The following is a 22,086-nucleotide window of genomic DNA, read 5'->3' on the forward strand; positions in this document are numbered from 1 at the left end:
TGAAAAGTCAGCGCTCAACCACGGGGCAGGAACACATCGGCCAGCAGTTGATTGCGCGGCAATCCCGCCAGGTACAGGCGCCGGGCAAAGGCGTCGACACTGTCGGGGGCTCCGCAGAGTAAGGCCAGGGTTTGCCGGGAAACAAGCCGCAGTTGCGCCAAAGCCGCGGGTAACTCGGCCGGGGTCCACAGCTCGACCGTCAGGTTCGGACGGCTGGCGGCCATGGCTTGCAGGGGTTTGGCCAGGTAGTGCTCATCGGCATCATGGGCCAGGTGAATGACGCGAATGGCGCCCTGATGATCCTGGCGTAGTGCTTCGCGCAAGACACCAAACAACGGCCCCAACCCGGTTCCGGCCGCCATCAACCACAACGGCCGGGCATGCCAGTCAGGGTCGTAATGCAAGGCACCGCCGCGCAGTTCACCGAGACGGATCGGATCGCCGATGCGCAATTGCCTGGCGGCATCGCTGAATTCCCCGGGCTTGCGGCAATCGAGATGAAACTCGAGAAAACGGTCCTCCTGCGGCAGGCTGGCGAGAGAATACGGCCGCGCCACACTGCCCGCCCACAACACCAGGTGCTGGCCGGCGCTGTAGCGCAACGGCCGCTGGGGGATTACCCGCAAGCGCAGCACCGTGGCACTCAGCCAATCGATAGCCGCGACTTCGGCCGGATGTCCATCGGTTTGCGGGTCGAAGGCGTGCACCTGCAAGTCCTCGACCACCTGGCACTGGCACGCCAGCCGCCAGCCCTGTTCACGCTGCTGTGCACTCAAGGCATCGGGGCGGCTGTCGCTCGGCAGGCCCCGCACACACTGCACCAGGCAGGCATGGCAACTGCCGGCGCGGCAACTGTAAGGCACTGGCACGCCGTTCTGGTTCAGCGCGTCGAGCAGATTGCTGCCCGCCGCCACCGACCAATGGCGCTCGCCAACCCGCAGCTCAGGCATCGATGTTCTCCCACGCTGCCGCGCACCGGTTGCGGCCGTCACGTTTGGCGCAATAGAGCGCCTGATCGGCCCGTTGCAGGGCGTCATCGAGGTCGTCGCCCAGTTCCAGCAGGGTCATGCCGGCGGACAGGCTGAGGCTGCGTACATTCAGACCAATCAACTCGACATCGGTGAACGCGATGCGAAGCCGTTCGCAGCACGAAGTCAGACTGTCGGCATCGCAATCGGGCAGCAGCACCACGAACTCTTCGCCGCCGTAGCGGGCCAGCACGTCTCCGTCGCGCAAGCACGCGCTGGCAACGCCGGCAAAGGCTTGCAGCACCTGATCGCCAGCGGCATGGCCGTGCAGGTCGTTGATGCGTTTGAAATGGTCGAGGTCGATCAGCGCCAGGCCATGCATGACACCGGCGTCCATGGCGTTCAATTCGCGGGAAGCCAGGCGCAGGAAATGCCGGCGATTGAACAGGCCCGTGAGCTCATCGGTGGCCACCAGGCCTTCGAGCTGGCGCATCATCCCGCGCAACGTGTCCTGGTGTGCCTGCAAGGCAAAACGCCGCTGGCGCATACGCTGTCGCGAAGCCTGCACATAGCGGGCATACAGCACCAGCCACACCAGCACGATGAACAGCACACAGACCTGCAACACCGCCATGGCCGGGTCGGGTAGCTGGAAGTGGTAGCCCTCCCACAGCGTGATCGCACTGAAACTGAAAAACACCAGCACTGCGCATCGTACTAAAGACCGGCGTGACAGATGGAACAGGCCGAACAGCAGGATCAGCACGTAAAACACCAGGAACGCGCCCCGGGCTTCGTCCAGATGGGCGATCAGCCAGGTTTGCCAGCCCAGTCCCAGCAACACTTGTGCCTCGGTCAGGCTGGGGTCGGCGAAGCGCAGGTTGCAGCCGCTGTAGAACACCGCGAACAGGGTGGCCTGGCTGATCACCACCAGTACGCTGCCGATGGCGACACTGGAAAGCGGTGCATCATAGTGACCGGTAAAAAACGCCAGCCACAGCAACAGCAATGCCAGGGCATAGGTGCCGGCCGCAAGGGCGAAACGTTTGAGCAACAGGCGCTGGATGGCGTTATGGGTCAATCGTTGACTCACCAGATGAAAGGAGACTGACAGAGCGTCCTACTCTACAGACCGCATGTCACTTTAGTGGCGTGACCGATAAATGACCATTCAATTTTCGGGATGGCCTATGCGACCAACGATTGACTACCGGCGCGTGTGCCTATCCGCGAGGCGCGGTATACTGCCGCGCCTTTTTAGCGTCGCGCCAGCTTGCCCGGCGTGCCTTGAAAGGTGCTTGCAACCGACCGATGCACCCAAGCTGCAAGCACCTTATTGTATGTTCCCGTCTTTTAGAGGAGCGCGACTCATGACCGTGATCAAGCAAGACGACCTGATTCAGAGCGTTGCCGACGCCCTGCAGTTCATTTCCTACTACCACCCCGTGGATTTCATCCAGGCGATGCACGAGGCCTACCTGCGCGAAGAATCGCCAGCGGCCCGCGACTCGATGGCACAGATCCTGATCAACTCGCGCATGTGCGCCACCGGCCATCGTCCGATCTGCCAGGACACCGGCATCGTGACCGTGTTTGTCCGCGTGGGCATGGACGTGCGTTGGGATGGCGCCACCATGAGCGTGGACGACATGATCAACGAGGGCGTACGTCGCGCCTACAACCTGCCGGAAAACGTCCTGCGCGCTTCGATCCTCGCCGACCCGGCGGGCGCTCGCAAGAACACCAAGGACAACACCCCGGCCGTTATCCACTACTCCATCGTTCCGGGTAACACCGTGGAAGTGGACGTGGCGGCCAAGGGCGGCGGTTCCGAGAACAAGTCGAAAATGGCCATGCTCAACCCGTCCGACTCGATCGTCGACTGGGTGCTGAAAACCGTTCCGGAAATGGGCGCCGGCTGGTGCCCACCGGGCATGCTCGGCATTGGCATCGGCGGCACCGCCGAGAAAGCCGCGGTCATGGCCAAGGAAGTGTTGATGGAGTCCATCGACATTCACGAGCTCAAAGCCCGTGGCCCGCAGAACCGCATTGAAGAAATGCGCCTGGAACTGTTCGAGAAGGTCAACCAACTGGGCATCGGCGCCCAGGGCCTCGGTGGCCTGACCACCGTGCTCGACGTGAAGATCATGGATTACCCGACCCACGCCGCTTCGCTGCCGGTGTGCATGATCCCGAACTGCGCCGCCACCCGTCACACGCACTTCGTGCTCGACGGTTCCGGCCCGGTTGCCCAGGAAGCGCCACCGTTGGACGCCTACCCGGAAATCGTCTGGGAAGCTGGTCCGTCGGCCCGTCGCGTCAACCTCGACACCCTGACCCCGGAAGAAGTGCAGAGCTGGAAGCCGGGCGAAACCGTCCTGCTCAACGGCAAGATGCTCACCGGTCGCGACGCTGCGCACAAGCGCATGGTCGAGATGCTGAACAAGGGCGAAACCCTGCCGGTGGACCTCAAGGGTCGCTTCATCTACTACGTCGGCCCGGTTGATCCGGTGCGCGAAGAAGTGGTTGGCCCGGCTGGCCCGACCACCGCGACGCGGATGGACAAGTTCACCCGTCAGATCCTCGAGCAGACTGGCCTGCTGGGCATGATCGGCAAATCCGAGCGCGGCCCGACCGCGATCGAAGCGATCAAGGACCACAAAGCCGTTTATCTGATGGCTGTCGGTGGCGCGGCTTACCTGGTGGCGCAAGCGATCAAGAAATCCCGCGTTGTCGCTTTCGCCGAGCTGGGCATGGAAGCGATCTACGAGTTCGACGTAAAAGACATGCCCGTGACCGTTGCGGTCGACAGCAAGGGCGAGTCGGTACACATCACCGGTCCTGCCATCTGGCAGAAAAAGATCAGTGAAAGCCTGGCGGTGGAAGTGCAATAAACGGCACTCAGGTCCGCTGAAAAAACCGGTTTGTCGGCAACGACAGGCCGGTTTTTTTTCGGCTGGATAACGGTACTCCGGCGAGAGCAGAGCGCCCTTCGCATGCTATGGTGCCTTCCCCCATTTTGGCCTGTTGCTCACTGCATGTTGCCGACCTCCCGAACCCTGCGCCTGGCGCTCTACACCCTGCTGATCGTCGCCGGTGCCGCCATCGCCGCCACCCTGGCCATGCGCCACACCGTGCGCCAGTCAATGGTCGAAGACGCGGCTCGCGCCAATCAGCAACTGGCGCTGTATGCCACGTCGCTGCATACCCTGATCGAACGTTACCGCGCCCTGCCCGCGGTGCTGGCGCTGGACCCGGAGCTGCGCTCGGCGCTCAAGGGGGCGGTGAGTCCCGAGCAACAGGATGCGCTGAACCGCAAACTGGAAAAGATCAACGGCGCCGCCCAATCCTCGACCCTGGAACTGCTCGATCGCACCGGTCTGGCCGTGGCGGCGAGCAACTGGCGCTTGCCCAGCAGTTATGTCGGCCACAACTACGGTTTCCGTCCCTATTTCAACCAGACCCGCACCCAGGGCACCGGGCGCTTTTATGCCGTGGGGGTGACCAGCGGCATTCCCGGTTACTTCCTCTCCAGCGCGGTCAGCGATGACGATGGCCAGTTCCTCGGCGCCATGGTGGTGAAACTGGAGTTCCCCGAACTGGAACGCGAGTGGCGTCAGGGCAGCGACACCCTGCTGGTCAGCGACGCACGTGGAATCATCTTCATTGCCAACCAGCCGGGTTGGCGCTATCGCCTGCTCAAGGCGCTGAGCGACAGCGATCATGCCGAACTCAAGGCCACCCGCCAGTACGACAAGCAGCCGCTGACGCCGCTTGGGTTTCAATCGTTGCGGCGCTTCGACGACAACAGTGACCTGGCTCGGGTCGACGGTCCCGACGGCAAGTCGGATTACCTGTGGGAATCCCTGCCGTTGACTACTGAAGGCTGGACCTTGCACCTGCTGCGTCGACCGCAGGTCGCCTTCGAAGACAGCCGCAACGCCGCCCTCGCCGCGGCCGGGCTTTGGCTGACCCTGGTGTTCCTGCTGCTGTTTCTCAACCAGCGCTGGCGCCTGGCCAAACTGCGTCAACGCAGTCGCGAAGAACTCGAACAGCTTGTAGAAGAGCGTACCCGCGACCTGCGCACTGCCCAGGAAGGCCTGGTGCAATCGGCCAAACTCGCGGCGCTGGGGCAGATGTCCGCCGCCCTCGCCCATGAGATCAACCAACCGCTCACCGCCCAGCGCATGCAGCTGGCGACCTTGCGCCTGCTGCTTGACCATGGTCGCGTCGACGACGCCTACAAGGCGCTCAAACCGGTGGATGAAATGCTCACGCGCATGGCCGCCCTCACCGGCCATCTGAAAACCTTCGCTCGCAAAAGCCCCAGCGGTTTGCGCGAACGCCTGGACCTGGCGGCGGTGGTGGACCAGTCGTTGCAACTGCTCGACACCCGGCTGCGCGACGAACAGGTCAGCACCGTGCTGCACCTGACCCGTCCGGCCTGGGTGCGTGGCGATGCGATTCGCCTGGAACAGGTGCTGATCAATCTGCTGCGCAATGCCCTCGATGCGATGCAGGATAAACCCTGCAAACGCCTGGAAATCCGCCTCGAAGCCGACGAACAATTGTGGCGCCTGAGCGTGATCGACAACGGTGGCGGTATCGCCGAAGAGAACCTGCCCAAGGTCTTCGATCCGTTCTTCACCACCAAACCGGTGGGCGAAGGCTTGGGGATCGGGCTGGCCGTGTCCTTTGCCATCGTTCATGAATCCGGCGGGCGCCTGAGTGCCGACAATCATGACAAAGGCGCCGTGTTTACCGTGACCTTGCCCATCGACCTGGAGGTGCATGAACCATGCTGAACTCAGTGATCGTGGTCGACGACGAAAGCAGCATCCGCAGCGCCGTCGAGCAATGGTTGAGCCTGTCGGGTTTCGAGGTGCAGTTGTTCAGCCGCGCCGATGAATGCCTGGCGCAGTTACCCAGGCATTTTGCCGGGGTGATTCTCAGCGACGTGCGCATGCCCGGCATGACCGGCCTGGAACTATTGGCCGAGGTGCAACGCCGGGATGCCGATTTGCCGGTGATCCTGCTGACCGGCCACGGCGATGTGCCGATGGCCGTCGAGGCCATGCGCGACGGTGCCTATGATTTCCTCGAAAAACCCTTCAGCCCGGAAACCCTGCTCGGCAGCCTGCGCCGCGCCCTCGACAAGCGCCGGCTGGTGCTGGAAAACCGCGCGCTGCACGAGCAGGCGGACAACCGCGCCAAACTGGATGCCACGCTGCTCGGCGTGTCCCGGGGTTTACAGACTCTGCGCCGGCAGGTGCTGGACCTGGCAACCCTGCCGGTCAACGTACTGATTCGCGGGGAAACCGGTAGCGGCAAGGAGCTGGTCGCGCGTTGTCTGCACGACTTCGGGCCGCGGGCCGACAAGCCGTTTGTCGCGCTCAACTGCGCGGCCATCCCCGAACAACTGTTCGAGGCCGAGCTGTTCGGTCACGAGAGCGGCGCGTTCACCGGGGCGTCCGGCAAGCGCATCGGCAAGCTCGAATACGCCGACGGCGGCACGCTGTTTCTCGATGAAATCGAAAGCATGCCGCTGGCCCAGCAGGTGAAGCTGCTGCGGGTGTTGCAAGAGCAAAAGCTTGAACGATTGGGCTCGAACCAGAGCATCCGCGTGGATTTGCGCATCATTGCCGCGACCAAGCCGGACCTGCTCGACGAAGCGCGGGCCGGGCGTTTTCGCGAAGACCTGGCCTATCGCTTGAACGTCGCTGAACTACGCCTGCCGCCCTTGCGCGAACGCCGTGAAGACATCCCCCTGCTGTTCGAATCCTTTGCCCAAAACGCCGCCGAACGCCTGGGACGCAAATTTCCACCGTTGAGCGGCGCACAGTTGAGTCACCTGCTGAACCACGACTGGCCGGGCAACGTGCGCGAACTGGCGAACGTCGCAGAGCGTCAGGTATTGGGACTCGGTGAGCCGGAGCCCTTGGGCATCGAGCCCGGCCAGTCACTGGCGGCTCAGCAGGAAGCGTTCGAGGCGCAATGCCTGCGTGCGGCACTGACCCGGCACAAGGGCGATGTGAAAGCGGTGCTCGAAGAACTGCAACTGCCGCGCCGGACCTTCAATGAAAAGATGCAGCGGCATGGGTTGAGCAGAGAGATGTTTGTGTAGCGTCTGAACCGGCCTCATCGCGAGCAGGCTCGCTCCTACAGTTATTTGATGTACACCGGACCATTGTGGGAGTGAGCCTGCTCGCGATGGGGCCGGTTCAAGCAAAGAAAATCCCCGGCATGAATAAGCAATTTTCCGCTCACACCCAACGAAACATGAGCGGATTTCCGCTCACCGAAACGCCCTCCCCCCTCTAAACCGGCCCTCTCCCCGTTGGCACAGCTCCTGCTATAGCCCCTGCAGGCTGCGTTTAATCGCGCTCCACAAAAACAATTAAATGAAGGATCCTTCAATGGATAACTCCAACTCCCTGCCGCTTGGGTCGGCTGCCGTGCCGGCCAAAGAAAGAACCACGTCCAGCCGCATCAAATCGATCTTCAGCGGTTCCGTCGGCAACATGGTCGAGTGGTACGACTGGTACGTCTACGCCGCCTTCTCCCTGTACTTCGCCAAGACCTTCTTCCCCAAAGGCGACACTACCGCCCAACTGCTCAACACCGCCGCAATCTTCGCCGTGGGCTTCCTGATGCGCCCGATCGGTGGCTGGCTGATGGGCCTGTATGCCGACAAGGTCGGGCGCAAAAAGGCCCTGATGGCCTCGGTGTACCTGATGTGCTTCGGCTCGCTGCTGATCGCCCTGAGCCCGAGTTATGAAGTCATCGGCATCGGCGCGCCGATCCTGCTGGTGTTCGCGCGCTTGCTGCAAGGCCTGTCGGTGGGTGGCGAATACGGCACCTCCGCCACTTACCTCAGCGAGATGGCGACCAAGGAGCGTCGCGGTTTCTATTCCAGCTTCCAGTACGTGACCCTGATCTCCGGCCAGCTCATCGCTTTGGCGGTGCTGATTGTCCTGCAGAACTTCCTGACCACCGAAGAGCTCTACGCCTGGGGCTGGCGCATCCCGTTCGCCATCGGCGCGCTGTGTGCCGTGGTTGCGCTGTACCTGCGTCGCGGCATGGAAGAGACCGAGTCCTTCACCAAGAAAGAAAAAGCCAAGGAAAGCGCCATGCGCACCTTGATGCGTCACCCCAAGGAACTGATGACCGTGGTCGGCCTGACCATGGGCGGTACCCTGGCGTTCTACACCTACACCACCTACATGCAGAAATACCTGGTGAACACCGTCGGCATGAGCATCTCCGACTCCACCACCATTTCCGCCGCCACGCTGTTCCTGTTCATGTGCCTGCAACCGATCATCGGCGGGCTGTCGGATAAAATCGGTCGCCGGCCGATCCTGATTGCCTTCGGCATTCTGGGTACGCTGTTCACCGTGCCGATCCTCACCACCCTGCACACCATCCAGACCTGGTGGGGCGCGTTCTTCCTGATCATGGCGGCGCTGATCATCGTCAGCGGCTACACCTCGATCAACGCCGTGGTGAAAGCTGAACTGTTCCCGACCGAAATCCGCGCCTTGGGCGTGGGCCTGCCGTACGCACTGACCGTCTCGATCTTCGGCGGCACCGCTGAATACATCGCGCTGTGGTTCAAGAGCATCGGCATGGAGACGGGTTACTACTGGTACGTCACGGCGTGCATTGCCGTGTCGTTGCTGGTGTACGTCACCATGAAGGACACCCGCAAGCATTCGCGGATTGTCACGGACTGATCGCCAATCGACGCTCACTGCAACGGTGAGCGCCAAGGCCCTTCGCGAACGAACTCGCGAAGGGCACCATTCGTCTCCCCCTCCACCCGGATAATCATCGGTTAATGCACCGGCACCAGCCTGCAGCTGAGTGCATCCATATCGACAGGACGCACGTATATCCGTTACAGGCCTCGAAAGAGTGCCTGAACGTACCCATAGCGAACGTACCTGGAGTACCTGTCATGAAAACCCGATTGATCCTTGCCTTGACCCTTTCCGTGCTGGCTGCCAATACCTTTGCAGCCGATGGCTACGACAAAACCGGCTCGGCCTCTTACGGCTCCGGTGCCAGCGCCGCCATCGAACGCAGCCACTCGGGCACCTATGCTTCTGACGGCTTCGATAAAACCGGCACTGCGGGCGCTGTCGCTGCCGACGGTTTCGACAAAACCGGTAGCGCTGAAGCTATCGGCTGATCGTGGAGGGAAACTCACAGCCCGGCTTCAAAACCTGTAGGAGCGAGCTCGCTCCTACAGTGATCTACATCCGACTGGAAATCCGTGGCGCGTGCTTGCACCATGAGCGTCTCCCGCAAGTTCTGGAAATCCCCATGCCCGACGACATCCACTTCTACGAACCCGCCAACGGCCACGGCCTGCCCCACGATCCGTTCAACGCCATCGTCGGCCCGCGCCCCATCGGCTGGATCTCTTCACAGGATGCCGAGGGCCGCTTGAACCTGGCGCCCTACAGCTTCTTCAACGCCTTCAACTACATTCCGCCGATCATTGGTTTTTCCAGCGTCGGGCGCAAAGACAGCCTGAACAACATCGAACAGACCGGCGAGTTCGCCTGGAACCTGGCCACGCGGCCGCTGGCCGAGCAGATGAACCAGAGCAGCGCCATGGCCAAGCCTGAGGTCAACGAGTTCGAACTGGCCGGGCTGACGACCGCTGCCTCAAGAGTCATTCAGGTGCCACGGGTGGCCGAGAGCCCGGTGTCCTTCGAATGCAAGGTCACGCAGATCATCCAGTTGCAACGGGCGGACGGCAATGTAGTGCCGAGCTGGCTGATCCTCGGCGAAGTGGTCGCCGTGCATATCGCCAAATGGCTGTTGAAGGATGGGGTGTACGACACCGCCGCGGCAGAACCGATTCTGCGCGGCGGCGGGCCAGCGGATTACTTCCAGCTGGGGCCTGAGGCGTTATTCAAGATGTACCGCCCGGGGCGGTGAGAATCACCAGAGCAGGTCGGTGTTTTCCTTGACGTCCTTGAGGCGGGTCAGCTCCTTGGCGGCCGCATCATCGGCCTCGTGGGCGGTCTTGAAGGTCTGGCCTTCCAGCACTTTGTGAAAACGCGGGGCGCCGGAACCACCCAGCGCCTTGACGGCGATAGCGGCGTGGTAACCACCCTCGCCCGGTACTACAGCGGAAACAGCTTCGAAGTGATCAAAGGCTTTACGTGCCATGTCGCGCATCCTGGCTGGTTGAGAATGCCGTCATTAAACCCTCAACCGGCCAGTTTGTGTACCGCCGCTGCGGACTGCCCCAAGGCCTGCGCCGCCGAGACATCCTTGAAGGTGTGGAAATCCAGACTGTTGACCACCAGCTCCTGCACCAGCTCGGCAAAAATCTCCATCGCCGGTGTGCTGAAGTACGCGGTCATGGCCTGTTGATTGCTCCAGAAACCGGACACCAGCCACAACTCCGGATCGCATTGCGAATGCTGCAAGGCAAAGCTCAGGCAGCCTGGCGCTGCACGGGACGGTTCGATCAGGGCGCTGAGGCGCACACCGAGTTCCGCCGAACGCCCGGCGCGCGCTCGAACGAAGGCCATATGACTGACGGGGATCTGCGTGGACATGTTCAACCCTCCCGGGGAGTCGCGTGGCAGCCGGGGGACGGGCTGCGACAGGATCAAAGGTTAAGGGCCGCGACGCCTGTCTCGTTAGTCGATTCCTGCCGGTGCGTTGCACAATCCTGCGAAACTGCATGACAAGCCTGTAACAATCACTAAAACCCTGTCACGGTTCTGCCATACGAGTTTCAAGCAATTTCTTGCGGCACAAGGCTCTAGTGGCTACACCGCCGGTCGCCACCATGCAGAATCAGGCAAGCATCCGGCAGGATGTGTCTACCGCTGTCGCTTGCACAAACTTATGCTCTGCTCCATTCCTTCCATGCCTTGCCTTGCCGAGGATGCCTCGCATGTCGTCGCTCGATCACTTTCAAGTCCCGCTGGACACCGACATGGAAAAGCAGCGCGCGGAACTGGCGGCGATCATTCGCCGCAACACCGCCGAAGATGGCAGTTATGCCACGGCCATCGGCTCGCTGTTCATGTCCCGCCACAGCCAGTCCCACGAGTTCGCCCCGGTACTGGCGCAACCGGCGCTGTGCATCATGGCCCAGGGGCGCAAGGAAGTTCAGTTGGCTAACGAGTACTTCAACTACGACCCGTTGAACTACCTGGTGGTCTCGGTCTCGATGCCGCTCAGTGGACGGGTGGTGAATGTCTCGGCCGAAGAACCGATCCTGGCCTTGCGCCTGGACATCGACCCGGCGGAAATCACTGCGCTGATCGCCGACGCCGGGCCCCTCGGCGTGCCCACCCGGCCGACCGGGCGCGGGCTGTATGTCGAAAAACTCGACACCGCGATGCTCGACGCCGTGCTGCGCCTGGCACGGTTGCTGGACACGCCGAAAGACATCGCCATGCTCGCGCCGTTGATTCGCCGGGAGATTCTCTATCGCCTGTTGCGCAGTAAGCAGGGCCATCGGTTGTACGAAATCGCCATCGCCAACAGCCAGAGCCATCGCATCAGCCAGGCGATCAAATGGCTCAACGGCAATTTTGAACAGCCGTTGCGCATCGATGATCTGGCGAAGGAAGTGAACCTGAGCGTGTCGACGCTGCATCACCGCTTCAAGGCGATGACGGCGATGAGTCCGTTGCAGTATCAGAAGCAATTGCGCCTGCAGGAAGCACGGCGGTTGATGCTGGCCGAAGGGTTGGAGGCTTCGGCGGCGGGGTATAGGGTCGGGTATGAAAGCCCTTCGCAGTTCAGCCGTGAGTACAGCCGATTGTTCGGGGCTCCGCCGTTAAGGGATCTGGCGCGGTTGCGCTTGTCAGTCTGATCCAACTTTTTTGCAATCAGTACCGGCCTCATCGCGAGCAGGCTCGCTCCCACATTGGATCTCCTGTGAACACAATACTTGTGAACACTTCAGATCAACTGTAGGAGCGAGCCTGCTCGCGATGGGGCCAGTGAGGCCAACATCAAATCCGGATCAGGCGCCGAGTACCCGGCAAGCCTCCACCGGCAAGGTCACCGACACCGGATGACCAACGCTCAGGCCAAAGCCCTGGCAAGGCGTGCTCAGCGCAGTAAACGACACCCCGGAACACTCCACCGTGGTCTCGATGGTCGCGCCGATATCGCGTACGAAGGTCACCTTGCCCAGCAAACGGTTGCCCGCGGTCGCCTGCGGAGCCGACAGTTGCAGGTCTTCCGGGCGAATCAGCATCTTCACCTTTTCGCCGACCACAATGCTGCTGCAGATCGGCACTTGCAGCGCATCGCCGCCCGGCAGGATGACCTTGCCGTTGCCCAGCACCGTGGCCGGGAAGATGTTGCCCGAGCCGATGAAGTCCGCGACGAATTCGTTGGCCGGATGGCGGTAGATCTCGATCGGCGTGCCCACCTGCTGCACCTTGTGCTCACCCAATACGACCACGATATCGGCCATGGTCATGGCCTCGCGCTGGTCGTGGGTCACCATGATGGTGGTGATGTTCAGGCGCTGTTGCAGTTGACGGATTTCCACCTGCATCGACTCGCGCAGCTTGGCGTCCAGTGCCGACAACGGCTCGTCGAGCAGGAGGATTTTCGGGTGCGAGGCAATCGCCCGGGCAATCGCCACGCGCTGGCGCTGGCCGCCGGACAGCTTGGCCACAGGGCGATTGATCATCGCTTGCAGCTGGATCAGTTCCAGCAATTCCACCACCCGCGCCTGCTGGTCGGCCTTGCTGACCCCGCGCAGTTTCAGCGGATAGGCGATGTTCTCGCCCACGGTCATATGCGGGAACAGCGCCAGGGACTGGAACACCATGCCGAAGTTGCGCAGGTGCGCCGGGGTGTTGCCGATGTCTTCACCGTCCAGGCGGATCTCGCCGCCGGTCAGGGTTTCCAGGCCGGCAATCATGCGCAGCAGCGTGGTCTTGCCGCAGCCCGACGGGCCGAGGAAACACACCAGTTTGCCCTCGGGCAAATGCAGGTTCACATCCTTTACCGCGCAGGCCGAGCCGTAATGTTTCTCGACGTTTTCCAGAATCAGACCAGACATGTGAATCACCTCAAGAAATCAGAACGAAACGCCACCTTCACCAACCAGCTTCTCCAGCGCCCAGATCAGGACGAAGTCGATCAGCACGATCAGCACGGCAAACGAAAATACGGTTGGGTCGAGCGAAGACACGGTGCGGCTGTACATCCAGATCGGCACGGTCATGACGTCGATGGTGTAGAGGAAGTAGGTCACGGTGAATTCGTTGAACGAGACGATGAACGCCAGCAGCATGCCCGCCAGGATCCCCGACTTCATCAACGGCACCACCACATCGACAATCGCCCGCAGCGGTGAAGCGCCGAGCATTTGCGCGGCCTCTTCGACTTCGCTGCCGATGGAGAGCATCGCCGCCGTGCAGTTCTTCACCACGAACGGCAACGCGAGGATCACGTGGGCGATCACCAGGCGCGAGGTGGTCATCTGAAACGGCAGGCTGTCGAACACCAGCAGCAACGCCAGCCCCAATACCACCATCGGGAACACCAGTGGCAACGACATCAATTGCAGGGCCACGGCCTTGCCACGGAACTCGCAACGGGTCAGGGCATACGCCGCCGGCACTGCGATGATGGTCGCGAAGACCATGGTCAGGCAGGACACCATCAGGCTGGTGGTCATGGCTTTGCCCAGGCTCAGCACATCGCTGGCGTCCGGCGATACAAAGGTGTGCCAGGCGGCCTTGTACCATTGCAGGCTGTAGCTGCTCGGCGGGAAGTCGAGGTTCGACGCGCCGCTGAACGACATCACGATCATGGTCAGGATCGGCAACACCGCCAACAGCAGGATGAAGCCCGACAGGATACCGGCAAACTTGCCGGTTTCACCCGGCAACAGTGACTGGCGCTTCTTGATCAGGGTACTCATTGCGAAGCCTCCAGCATGCGGCGACGACGGCCAGTGATGTATTCGGACAGGGTCATGATCGCGAGAGTAGTGACGATCAGCACCACACCGGCAGCGGATGCAGCGGGCCAGTTCATCAGCGGGGCGATCTGGTCATGCACCATCACCGCCAGCATCGGCACGCGCCGGCCACCGAGCAGCAACGGCACCACAAAACTGCTGGCGTTGTAGGCGAACACCAGGGTCGCACCGGTAATGATCCCCGGCAGACTCATCGGCAATACCACCTGGCGGAACACCTGGAAGCGACTGGCGCCGAGGGTGGCGGCGGCTTCTTCGTAGCTGCGGGCGACGCCGCGCATGGCGCTGGCAATCGGCAGCACGGCCAGCGGGAAGGCGGTTTGCACCAGGCCCATCAGCACGCCATTCTGGTTGTAGAGCAGCATGATCGGGCGCTTGATCAGGCCCAGGCCCATCAGTGCCTGGTTGAGCATCCCGGCGGGGCCGAGAATCACCAGCCAGCCGTAGCTTTGCAGCAGCAGGTTGACCAGCAATGGCAGCAACACCGCCGCAAGGAAGATCCGTCGCACGAACGGCGAGGTCAGGCGCGACATGGTGTAGGCCACCGGGATCGCCAGAATCACTGCGATCACCGCGCTGATCAGCGCCAGGCGCAGGGTCAGCATCAGCGACTTGAGATAATAGGGTTCCAGCAATTGGGCGTAACTGGCCAGGCTGAACCCGGACCATTCCGCGCCCTTGGTGCCCACGCTCATGCGCAGTACCAAGAGGCTCGCGGCAATCAGTACGCCAAGAAACAGCATCGACGGCGAGAGGAAAAGCCAGGCGCGCGTCGTTGGCGAAACACCCCGAGCGGCGCGCACGGGGGCGGCACTCACCGGATGAGTCAGAGGTTGGTGTTCCATAGCAAAGGGTCTCGTCAATGGAAGATCAGAAATATCAGCCGGTACGGCCCCCTGTAGGAGCTGCCGCTGGCTGCGATCTTTTGATCTTTTTCAGAGCCACCGAAGAGCAGGATCAAAAGATCGCAGCCTTCGGCAGCTCCTACGGATCAGGAAGAAAAGATTTCCGTGTAACGACGAATCCATTGGTCATGCACAGTCGCCAGGAAGGCGTTGTCGTGCATGATCGCCTTCTCGGCAATCTGCTCCGGCGTGAGGATGTACGGGCTCTTGCGTGCTTCGGCGGAGATGATCGCCTTGGCGTTGACCGGGCCGTTGTAGATGTCTTCAGCCATCTTGCCCTGCACCAGCGGGTCCAGGGAGTGGTTGATGAAGGCGTAGGCCATGTCGGTATCGCCCGGACGGTTCTTCGGCATCACCGACAGCATCAGGTCGGTGTAGAAACCTTCCTTCATGCCGAAGGTAGCGCCCAGGCCGTAGTTCGGATCGCGGATCTGTTTCGGGAAGAACGCTGGTGCGTACAGGCCGCCCATGTCCAGGGAACCGGTGCGGAACAGTTCGGCGATCTGGTTCGGGTTTTCACCCAAGGTCACCACACGATCTTTCAGCTCGGCGAGTTTCTTGAAGCCAGGTTCGATGTTGTGCTCGTCACCACCGGCCAGTTTGGCGGCGATGATGATCAGGTCCATGGCCTCGGTCCAGTTCGGCGGCGGCAGGAAGATGTTCGGGGCCAGTTCTGGATCCCACAGGGCCGCGTAGCTGTCCGGCGCTTGTTTCTGGGTGCGGGTGCTGTAGACCAGGCTGTTGCACCACAGCAGGTAACCGATACCGTGGCCATTGGCGCCAGTGCGGTATTTCTCCGGTACATCGACGAGGTTGGGAATGCGGTTGAGGTCGGGTTTTTCCAGCAGGTTGGCGGCGGCCAGACCTTCGGCGCCGACGCCTGCCAGGGTGATGATGTCGTACTGCGGACGATCACCGCCGGCCTTGAGCTTGGCGACCATTTCCGAGGTACTGCCGGTACGGTCGGCGATGACCTTGCAGCCGTACTTGTCTTCGAAGGTCGCGGCGATGTTGCGCAGTGCAGCCAGGCCGGTGTCATCGGACCAGGTCAGCAAACGCAGGGTCTTGCCGGCAAAACGTGTGTCGCTGGCATTGGCCTTGATGAACGGCATGCTCATTGCCGCTGCTGCAACCGAGGCTACGCCCACGGTCTTGATAAATTGACGTCTGTTCAGATCATGCTCGCCCATTACGGACTCCCTTTGTTTTTGTAGGTATGAGGCAGGTCGAAACTGTTGCATCCGCGCGACTGGATCAGCGTTGGCCCCTCTATTTTCGGGGGGTTGGTTGAACCAGCGAGTTCATCCTGAGGTCGTGTAAAACACCTGACTATCGATAAAAACTCATTGAAGCCATGACGCCAGCGCATGCCTCAATGCGAGGCATGCACTCACCTTTTTCGTGCCTTCAGACGGCCCGGATCACGTGTTTGATTTCCTGGAAAGCCTGCAAGCCCCACGGCCCCAGTTCGCGGCCGATGCTGCTCTGTTTGTAGCCGCCCCAGGCGGTCTGCGGGAAGATCACCTGCGGCGCGTTGATCCACACAAGCCCCGCCTGCAAAGCGTTGGCGACGCGGTCAGCGGTCTGTGCATTGCGCGTCACCACACTGGCGACCAGGCCAAACTGGCTGTCGTTGGCCAGGGCAATCGCTTCGGCCTCGCAGGCGAAACGGCGCACGCAGATCACCGGGCCGAAAATCTCTTCATTCCACAACGCACTGTCGAGGGGCACTTCGGTGAAAACCGTCGGCTGCAAAAAATATCCGCGCGGCAGGTCGGCCGGGCGATTGCCACCGCAAACCAGCTTGGCGCCGGCACTCAAACCGCGATCGATGTGACCGAGCACGCGCTGGTATTGCGCCTGATTGACCAGCGCGCCCATTTCCACGTTCGGGTCGAACGGGTCAGCCACGCGAATGGCTTCGGCACGGGCCTTCACACGGGTCAGAAATTCATCGGCCAGTTCATCGGCGACCAGTACGCGGCTGGTGGCGGAGCACATCTGCCCGGCGTTGAAGAAACCGCCGCCACAGGCCACGTCCACCGCCAGGTCGAGATCGGCATCGGCCAGCACCAGCAGCGAGGATTTGCCGCCCAGTTCCAGGCTCACGCCCTTGACGGTTTCCGCCGCCCGTTGCATGACCTGCACGCCGACCGCGTTGCTGCCGGTGAAGGAAATTTTCGCGATGCGCGAGTCAGCCGACAGCGGAGCGCCAACCGCGAGGCCAGTGCCGCACACCAGGTTGAACACGCCCGCAGGCAACCCGGCTTCAGCAATGATCGCCGCCAGTTCCAGCTCCGGCAGCGGCGTCACTTCCGAAGGCTTGAGCACCACGCAGCAACCAGCGGCCAGGGCCGGGGCGAGTTTCCACGCAGTGGTGACCATCGGGAAATTCCACGGCACGATCAGGCCGACCACACCGCACGGCTCGCGACGCAAACGCGCGCTGAAGTCGTCGGTCGGCAGTTCGATGGCGCTGTCTTGTTTGGCATCCAGCCCTTCAGCCAGACCGGCGTAATACTCGAATGTGGCGATCACGTCATCGACGTCGATCGCGGCTTCGAATTGCGGCTTGCCGTTGTTGCTCGACTGCAAGTGCATCAGTTTTTCGCGATTGGCCTGCACGCCCGCGGCGATTTTGCGCAGGATCGCACCGCGTTCGGCGCCCGTGGTTTTCGACCAGTCGGCGAACGCCTGGGTCGCCGCGCTCACGGCTTGATCAACGGCGCGCTCATCGCCGCCATTCACGGTGGTCAACAGGGCTTCGGTCGCCGGATTGATCACGCGCAGGTGTTCGTTGCCGGCCGACCATTGGCCGTTGATGTACAGGCCATCCAGGGTCGTAGGGAAAGTCATTTCGACACCGCCTGCATCCACTGGGTCTGGTCGATTTCAATCAGGGTCGGACCCTGGCGATCGCTGGCCACACGCAATGCGCCGCGCAGTTGCTCGACACTGCTGACCGCTTCGGCGGCGCAACCCAATGCCTTGGCCACACCGATGAAGTCCGGGGTGTAGATGTCCACGCCCACCGGCTCGATGGCGCGGTTGACCATGTATTTCTTGATCTCTTCGTAGCCCTGGTTATTCCACAGCAGCACGATCACCGGGGTGCGCGCTTCAACGGCGCTGGCCAGCTCCGGCAGGGTGAACTGCAGGCCACCGTCGCCGATCAGGCACACCACCGGAGGACGCGCGCCACCTTCGACGCTGCCACCCAGCCAGGCGCCAATCGCCGCCGGCAAAGCGTAGCCGAGGGTGCCGTAACCGGTGGACGAGTTGAACCAGCGACGCGGACGCTCCGGGTTGAACGTCAGGTTGCCGGTGTACACCGGTTGGGTCGAATCGCCGACGAACACTGCGTCTGGCAATTCCTGCAGAACGGTTTCGAGGAAGCGGGTCTGGGCCAGGGTCGGTGCGTCCCAGGTCGCGGCCAGGTCTTCACGCAGACGGGCGGCACGTACCTGGCCCCAATCGTTGCGGCGCTCGGCCAGGGGTTTGTGCGACAGGGCGCTGAGCAAAGCCTGGGCGGCGTTGCGCGAGTCGGCCACCAGTGCCACGTGCGGCGGGTAGTTGCGCACGGTCTGGTCCGGGTCGATATCGACGCGCAGCAACTTGCCAGGAATTTCGAAGCCACCGGCGAAGGTCACGTCGTAGTCGGTCTCGGCCAGTTCGGTGCCGATGGCCAGTACCACGTCAGCCTCGGCGACCAGCGCTCGGGTGGCGACCAGGCTCTGGGTCGAGCCGATCAGCAGCGGGTGGCCGGAGGCGAGCATGCCCTTGGCATTGATGGTCAGGGCGACCGGCGCGTCCAGCAGTTCGGCCAGTTCAGTCAGCTCGGACGCTGCGTCGATGGCACCGCCACCGGCGAGAATCAGCGGACGCTTGGCACCGGCCAGCAAATCGGTCATGCGCGACACAGCGCTCGGCGAAGCACCGGCGCGGTCGATATTGACCGGCAGGCTGGCGAGCAAGTCGTCGGCTTCTTCAACCAGGACATCCAGCGGAATTTCAATGTGCACCGGACGCGGACGGCCAGCCTGGAACAGCGCGAAGGCGCGAGCCAGCACGCCCGGCAATTCCGACGCCGACATCAGGGTGTGGGAGAACGCCGCGACACCGGCACACAGTGCGCCCTGGTTCGGCAGCTCATGCAGCTTGCCGCGACCGCCGCCCAACTGGCTGCGCGATTGCACGCTGGAGATCACCAGCATCGGGATCGAATCGGCATAGGCCTGGCCCATGGCGGTGGTGATGTTGGTCATGCCTGGGCCGGTGATGATGAAGCACACACCCGGTTTGCCGCTGGTGCGGGCGTAGCCGTCGGCCATGAAGCCGGCACCCTGTTCGTGGCGCGGCGTGACGTGGTTGATGCTCGAACGGGCCAGCCCGCGATACAGCTCCACGGTATGCACCCCCGGAATGCCGAACACCTGCTCGACTCCGTAGTTTTCGAGTAACTTGACCAATACTTCGCCGCACGTCGCCATGTGAATTGCCCTTCTTGTTCGATTTGAGACGCCGGGCATGCGCTGTGTCTATGATGGATTCGCAGGCCCGGGAATGGCCTCATTGGAACGGGCGACAGGTAGCCGCAACAATGGATAAAAAGTCATACTAGCCATGTCCTCACGTCATACCTTGGATCCCAATGAAACGACTGCCTCCCCTGCCGGCGCTGCACACCTTTCTGATTACCGCGCAGTGCTGCAATTTCACCCGGGCCGCCGAACAGCTGCACATCACCCAGGGCGCGGTGAGTCGGCAGATCGCCGGGCTGGAAGATCATCTGGGTTATGAGCTGTTCATCCGCCTGGCCCGAGGCCTGGACCTGACAGCCGAGGGACGGGAGTGGCTGCCACGGGTCCAGCAGATTTTCGGCCTGATCGACGAGGCCGTTGAACAGATCGGCGAAAAGCGCGAAACCCTGCAGCTCAAGGCTCCGACCTGCGTCATGCGCTGGTTGCTGCCGCGTCTGCTGCAATGGCAAAGGGAGCGCCCGGACGTGCCGGTGGAACTGACCACCACGGTCAAGCACGGGGTAGATTTTCATCGCGAGCAGTTCGATGCCGCGGTGATGTACGGCGCACCGCCGGACGACTCATTGATGTCGCAAAAACTCTTCGACGAACAACTCACGCCGGTGTGTTCCAGGCCGATGCTCGAAGGCCCCATGCCCCTGCAGGCCCCGGCAGATCTGCAACAGCACCTGTTGCTGCACCCGACCCGCGACGAGCGGGACTGGAAAGCCTGGTTGAAAGCCGCGGATGTGCATTTGACCAATGTTGGCAAGGGCCAGCATTTCGAAACACTGGACCTGGCGATGTCGATGGCGTCCCAGGGAACGGGTGTGGCGATTGGCGATTGGTCGCTGATCGGCGATGACCTGAACGCCGGGCGACTGGTCATGCCATTCGAATTGAAGGTGACAACAGGACTGGCGTATTACCTGGTATTCCCCGAAAAACCCGGGCCTTCGCCGAAGTTGCGTGAATTGATGGGCTGGTTGGTGGAGCAGGCGCAGTCGCGGTAAAACCGCAAAAACCTGGTGCACCACCCTGTAGGAGTGAGCCTGCTCGCGATGACGGCTTCACATTCAAAATCAATGTTGACTGCTCCGCTGCTATCGCGAGCAGGCTCACTCCTACAGGTGATCAGTGAACTCAGTACCCGACCGCAAAGCGCTGCCGCGAATGCTTCGGCACTTCCACTTCGTCGAGCATTGCAATCGCATAGTCGGCAAAAGTAATCCAGCTGCGCCCTTCGCTGCTCACCAGCAAATCATCCTGACCGAGGCGGAATTTCCCGGTGCGCTCGCCTTCGACAAATTCGGCCGATGGCGAGAGGAAGGTCCAGTCCAGATCCCGCTCTTCACGCAAGTTTGCGAGGAATTCGGCACCGGCACTGGCCTCTGCCTTGTAAGCCTCAGGGAAACCTGCGCTATCGATCACTCGAGTACCATCGGGCAATAGAAGCGAACCTGCCCCGCCCACCACCAGCAGACGTTTGACCCCGGCTTTTTTCACCGGGCCAACGACTGCGCTGGCAGGTAGCGTGGCGAAATGCGCCGCGCTGATCACCACGTCATGCCCCGCAATTGCAGCTTGCAACGCAGCGGCATCAAGGGCATCGACGGCCTTGCTGACCACACCTTCACGCGGGTCGATTTTCGATGTGTCGCGGGCAATGGCGGTAACGCTGTGACCGCGACGCAGGGCTTCTTCCAGCAGTTGGCTACCGGCACGACCGGTGGCACCGATGATTGCGATTTTGCTCATGACGTACTCCAGTGGGTTGAGCTTCTTGGATATCAGTTGAGGCGGGTTACCACTTCATCTCGCCCTTGGCGACCTTGGCGCTCAGCTCCAGGGAGCTTTCATCACCCAGGGTCGGGAAGCGCTTTTTCATCGCCGCGATCAGCGCGGCAGAATCCTTGGCCTTGGCGGTTTCCTCGTCGAAGGCCTTGATGTAAGCGGCGGTGAACTGCACGGCGGCCAGGGAGTGATCGCTCTCACCGAGGTAATGACCCGGCACCACGGTCTGCGGCTTCAGGGTTTCAATGGAATGCAGCGTAGCCAACCAATCGGCATGGGACTGTGGCGTTTGCGTGTCAGCCATCCACACGTGGATGTTTTTCGCCACCACGACACCACCGACCACCGCCTTGATCGACGGAATCCACACAAAACTGCGATCAGGCTGCGGGCCCTTAAGACCAACCACCTGCAACTTCTGCCCTTCAAGGATCAGGCTGTCGCCCTTGAGCACGCCTGGCACGATGGTTTTGGCCGGCACGTCGGCCCCCATTTTCGGCCCCCAGAACGCCAGTTTGCCGTCGACGGTTCGCTTGATGTGGTCGACGGTCGGCTGCGAAGCGAGGACCTTGGCCTTGGGGAACGCCGCCGTCAGGGTATCGAGGCCGAAGTAGTAATCCGGATCGCCATGGCTGATGTAAATGGTGGTCAGTTGCTTGCCGCTGGCGCGGATTTTTTCCACCACCTGTTCAGCTTGGGATTTGCCGAATTGCGCATCCACCAGGATCGCTTCTTTCTCGCCACTGACCAGCACCGAGGTCACCGGGAAGATGGCTTTTTCGCCGGGATTGTAGACATCCAGCGTCAGGGTCGAGGCGGCTGCATGGTTGGCGAAACCGAGGGCGGCGCCTGCCAGCAAAATGCGCTTTAAAGTGGTGAAACCGATCATCTGTTGCTCCGTTGTCCGA

20 protein-coding genes are annotated in these 22,086 nt (G+C 61.8%); 8 read left to right on the forward strand and 12 right to left on the reverse strand.

Going from position 1 to position 22,086, the window contains the following annotated elements; all coding sequences use genetic code 11:
- Nucleotides 1-14 precede the first annotated feature (14 nt).
- Together AABM52_RS24730 and AABM52_RS24735 are read right to left on the reverse strand one after the other, a co-directional pair.
- Entirely contained in the window at nucleotides 15-950 is a 936-nt protein-coding gene (locus AABM52_RS24730) for an iron-sulfur-binding ferredoxin reductase (RefSeq protein ID WP_347908696.1), read from the reverse strand.
- Nucleotides 943-2,049 carry a GGDEF domain-containing protein gene (locus AABM52_RS24735; RefSeq protein WP_347908698.1) on the reverse strand — a complete coding sequence of 369 codons (1,107 nt, stop codon included), beginning with the start codon at nucleotides 2,047-2,049 and terminating at the stop codon, nucleotides 943-945. Before AABM52_RS24735 ends, AABM52_RS24730 begins: the two co-directional genes overlap by 8 nt.
- 289 nt (nucleotides 2,050-2,338) lie before the next feature.
- Here AABM52_RS24735 and AABM52_RS24740 point away from each other — a divergent pair, with 289 nt between their 5' ends.
- From AABM52_RS24740 to AABM52_RS24765, 6 genes are all read left to right on the forward strand, one after another.
- The gene (locus AABM52_RS24740) at nucleotides 2,339-3,862 is read left to right on the forward strand and encodes a fumarate hydratase (protein WP_046042171.1); all 1,524 of its coding nucleotides are present in this window, start codon (nucleotides 2,339-2,341) and stop codon (nucleotides 3,860-3,862) included.
- Nucleotides 3,863-4,006: 144 nt separating this feature from the next.
- Nucleotides 4,007-5,773, forward strand: a complete 1,767-nt coding sequence (locus tag AABM52_RS24745; protein ID WP_347908700.1) for an ATP-binding protein — start codon at nucleotides 4,007-4,009, stop codon at nucleotides 5,771-5,773.
- Nucleotides 5,767-7,092 (forward strand): sigma-54 dependent transcriptional regulator, encoded by a 1,326-nt coding sequence (locus AABM52_RS24750; RefSeq protein ID WP_347908702.1) that lies wholly within the window; start codon nucleotides 5,767-5,769, stop codon nucleotides 7,090-7,092. The genes AABM52_RS24745 and AABM52_RS24750 overlap by 7 nt, the downstream gene beginning before the upstream one ends.
- A gap of 292 nt (nucleotides 7,093-7,384) precedes the next feature.
- Nucleotides 7,385-8,704 (forward strand): MFS transporter, encoded by a 1,320-nt coding sequence (locus AABM52_RS24755; RefSeq protein ID WP_223532179.1) that lies wholly within the window; start codon nucleotides 7,385-7,387, stop codon nucleotides 8,702-8,704.
- A gap of 224 nt (nucleotides 8,705-8,928) precedes the next feature.
- Nucleotides 8,929-9,162, forward strand: a complete 234-nt coding sequence (locus tag AABM52_RS24760; protein ID WP_347908703.1) for a hypothetical protein — start codon at nucleotides 8,929-8,931, stop codon at nucleotides 9,160-9,162.
- A gap of 134 nt (nucleotides 9,163-9,296) precedes the next feature.
- Complete coding sequence (locus AABM52_RS24765; RefSeq protein ID WP_347908705.1) at nucleotides 9,297-9,920, forward strand: flavin reductase family protein; 624 nt, start codon at nucleotides 9,297-9,299, stop codon at nucleotides 9,918-9,920.
- A 3-nt stretch (nucleotides 9,921-9,923) separates the two neighbouring features.
- On the opposite strand, the gene AABM52_RS24770 is transcribed toward AABM52_RS24765, so the two are convergent.
- Nucleotides 9,924-10,154, reverse strand: a complete 231-nt coding sequence (locus AABM52_RS24770) for a hypothetical protein (RefSeq protein WP_110661890.1) — start codon at nucleotides 10,152-10,154, stop codon at nucleotides 9,924-9,926.
- 41 nt (nucleotides 10,155-10,195) lie between these two features.
- A complete protein-coding gene (locus AABM52_RS24775) occupies nucleotides 10,196-10,549 on the reverse strand; it encodes a putative quinol monooxygenase (RefSeq protein WP_150728062.1) in 354 nt (117 codons plus the stop codon).
- A gap of 344 nt (nucleotides 10,550-10,893) precedes the next feature.
- Between AABM52_RS24775 and AABM52_RS24780 the strand changes: the two genes are divergently transcribed.
- Nucleotides 10,894-11,823, forward strand: a complete 930-nt coding sequence (locus AABM52_RS24780; RefSeq protein WP_347908706.1) for an AraC family transcriptional regulator — start codon at nucleotides 10,894-10,896, stop codon at nucleotides 11,821-11,823.
- Between the two features lie 153 nt (nucleotides 11,824-11,976).
- On the opposite strand, the gene AABM52_RS24785 is transcribed toward AABM52_RS24780, so the two are convergent.
- From AABM52_RS24785 to AABM52_RS24810, 6 genes are all read right to left on the reverse strand, one after another.
- A complete protein-coding gene (locus AABM52_RS24785; protein ID WP_347908708.1) occupies nucleotides 11,977-13,032 on the reverse strand; it encodes an ABC transporter ATP-binding protein in 1,056 nt (351 codons plus the stop codon).
- A gap of 18 nt (nucleotides 13,033-13,050) precedes the next feature.
- Nucleotides 13,051-13,899 (reverse strand): ABC transporter permease, encoded by an 849-nt coding sequence (locus AABM52_RS24790; protein ID WP_347908709.1) that lies wholly within the window; start codon nucleotides 13,897-13,899, stop codon nucleotides 13,051-13,053.
- A complete protein-coding gene (locus AABM52_RS24795; protein ID WP_347908711.1) occupies nucleotides 13,896-14,804 on the reverse strand; it encodes an ABC transporter permease in 909 nt (302 codons plus the stop codon). Before AABM52_RS24795 ends, AABM52_RS24790 begins: the two co-directional genes overlap by 4 nt.
- 146 nt (nucleotides 14,805-14,950) lie before the next feature.
- A complete protein-coding gene (locus AABM52_RS24800) occupies nucleotides 14,951-16,054 on the reverse strand; it encodes an ABC transporter substrate-binding protein (RefSeq protein WP_007986100.1) in 1,104 nt (367 codons plus the stop codon).
- A 217-nt stretch (nucleotides 16,055-16,271) separates the two neighbouring features.
- Nucleotides 16,272-17,720: an aldehyde dehydrogenase family protein gene (locus AABM52_RS24805; RefSeq protein WP_347908713.1), complete on the reverse strand. Its 1,449-nt coding sequence runs from the start codon at nucleotides 17,718-17,720 to the stop codon at nucleotides 16,272-16,274.
- Nucleotides 17,717-19,354 carry a 5-guanidino-2-oxopentanoate decarboxylase gene (locus AABM52_RS24810; protein WP_347908715.1) on the reverse strand — a complete coding sequence of 546 codons (1,638 nt, stop codon included), beginning with the start codon at nucleotides 19,352-19,354 and terminating at the stop codon, nucleotides 17,717-17,719. The genes AABM52_RS24805 and AABM52_RS24810 overlap by 4 nt, the downstream gene beginning before the upstream one ends.
- A 161-nt stretch (nucleotides 19,355-19,515) precedes the next feature.
- On the opposite strand from AABM52_RS24810, the gene AABM52_RS24815 reads away from it, so the two are divergent.
- The gene (locus AABM52_RS24815) at nucleotides 19,516-20,397 is read left to right on the forward strand and encodes a LysR substrate-binding domain-containing protein (protein ID WP_347908717.1); all 882 of its coding nucleotides are present in this window, start codon (nucleotides 19,516-19,518) and stop codon (nucleotides 20,395-20,397) included.
- 130 nt (nucleotides 20,398-20,527) lie between these two features.
- Here the strand turns inward: AABM52_RS24815 and AABM52_RS24820 are convergent, their stop codons facing one another.
- A complete protein-coding gene (locus tag AABM52_RS24820; protein WP_347908718.1) occupies nucleotides 20,528-21,142 on the reverse strand; it encodes an NAD(P)-dependent oxidoreductase in 615 nt (204 codons plus the stop codon).
- Between the two features lie 46 nt (nucleotides 21,143-21,188).
- A complete protein-coding gene (locus AABM52_RS24825) occupies nucleotides 21,189-22,067 on the reverse strand; it encodes an MBL fold metallo-hydrolase (protein WP_347908720.1) in 879 nt (292 codons plus the stop codon).
- Between the last annotated feature and the right edge of the window lie 19 nt (nucleotides 22,068-22,086).

The organism is Pseudomonas grandcourensis (assembly GCF_039909015.1).
Lineage (GTDB): Bacteria > Pseudomonadota > Gammaproteobacteria > Pseudomonadales > Pseudomonadaceae > Aquipseudomonas > Aquipseudomonas grandcourensis.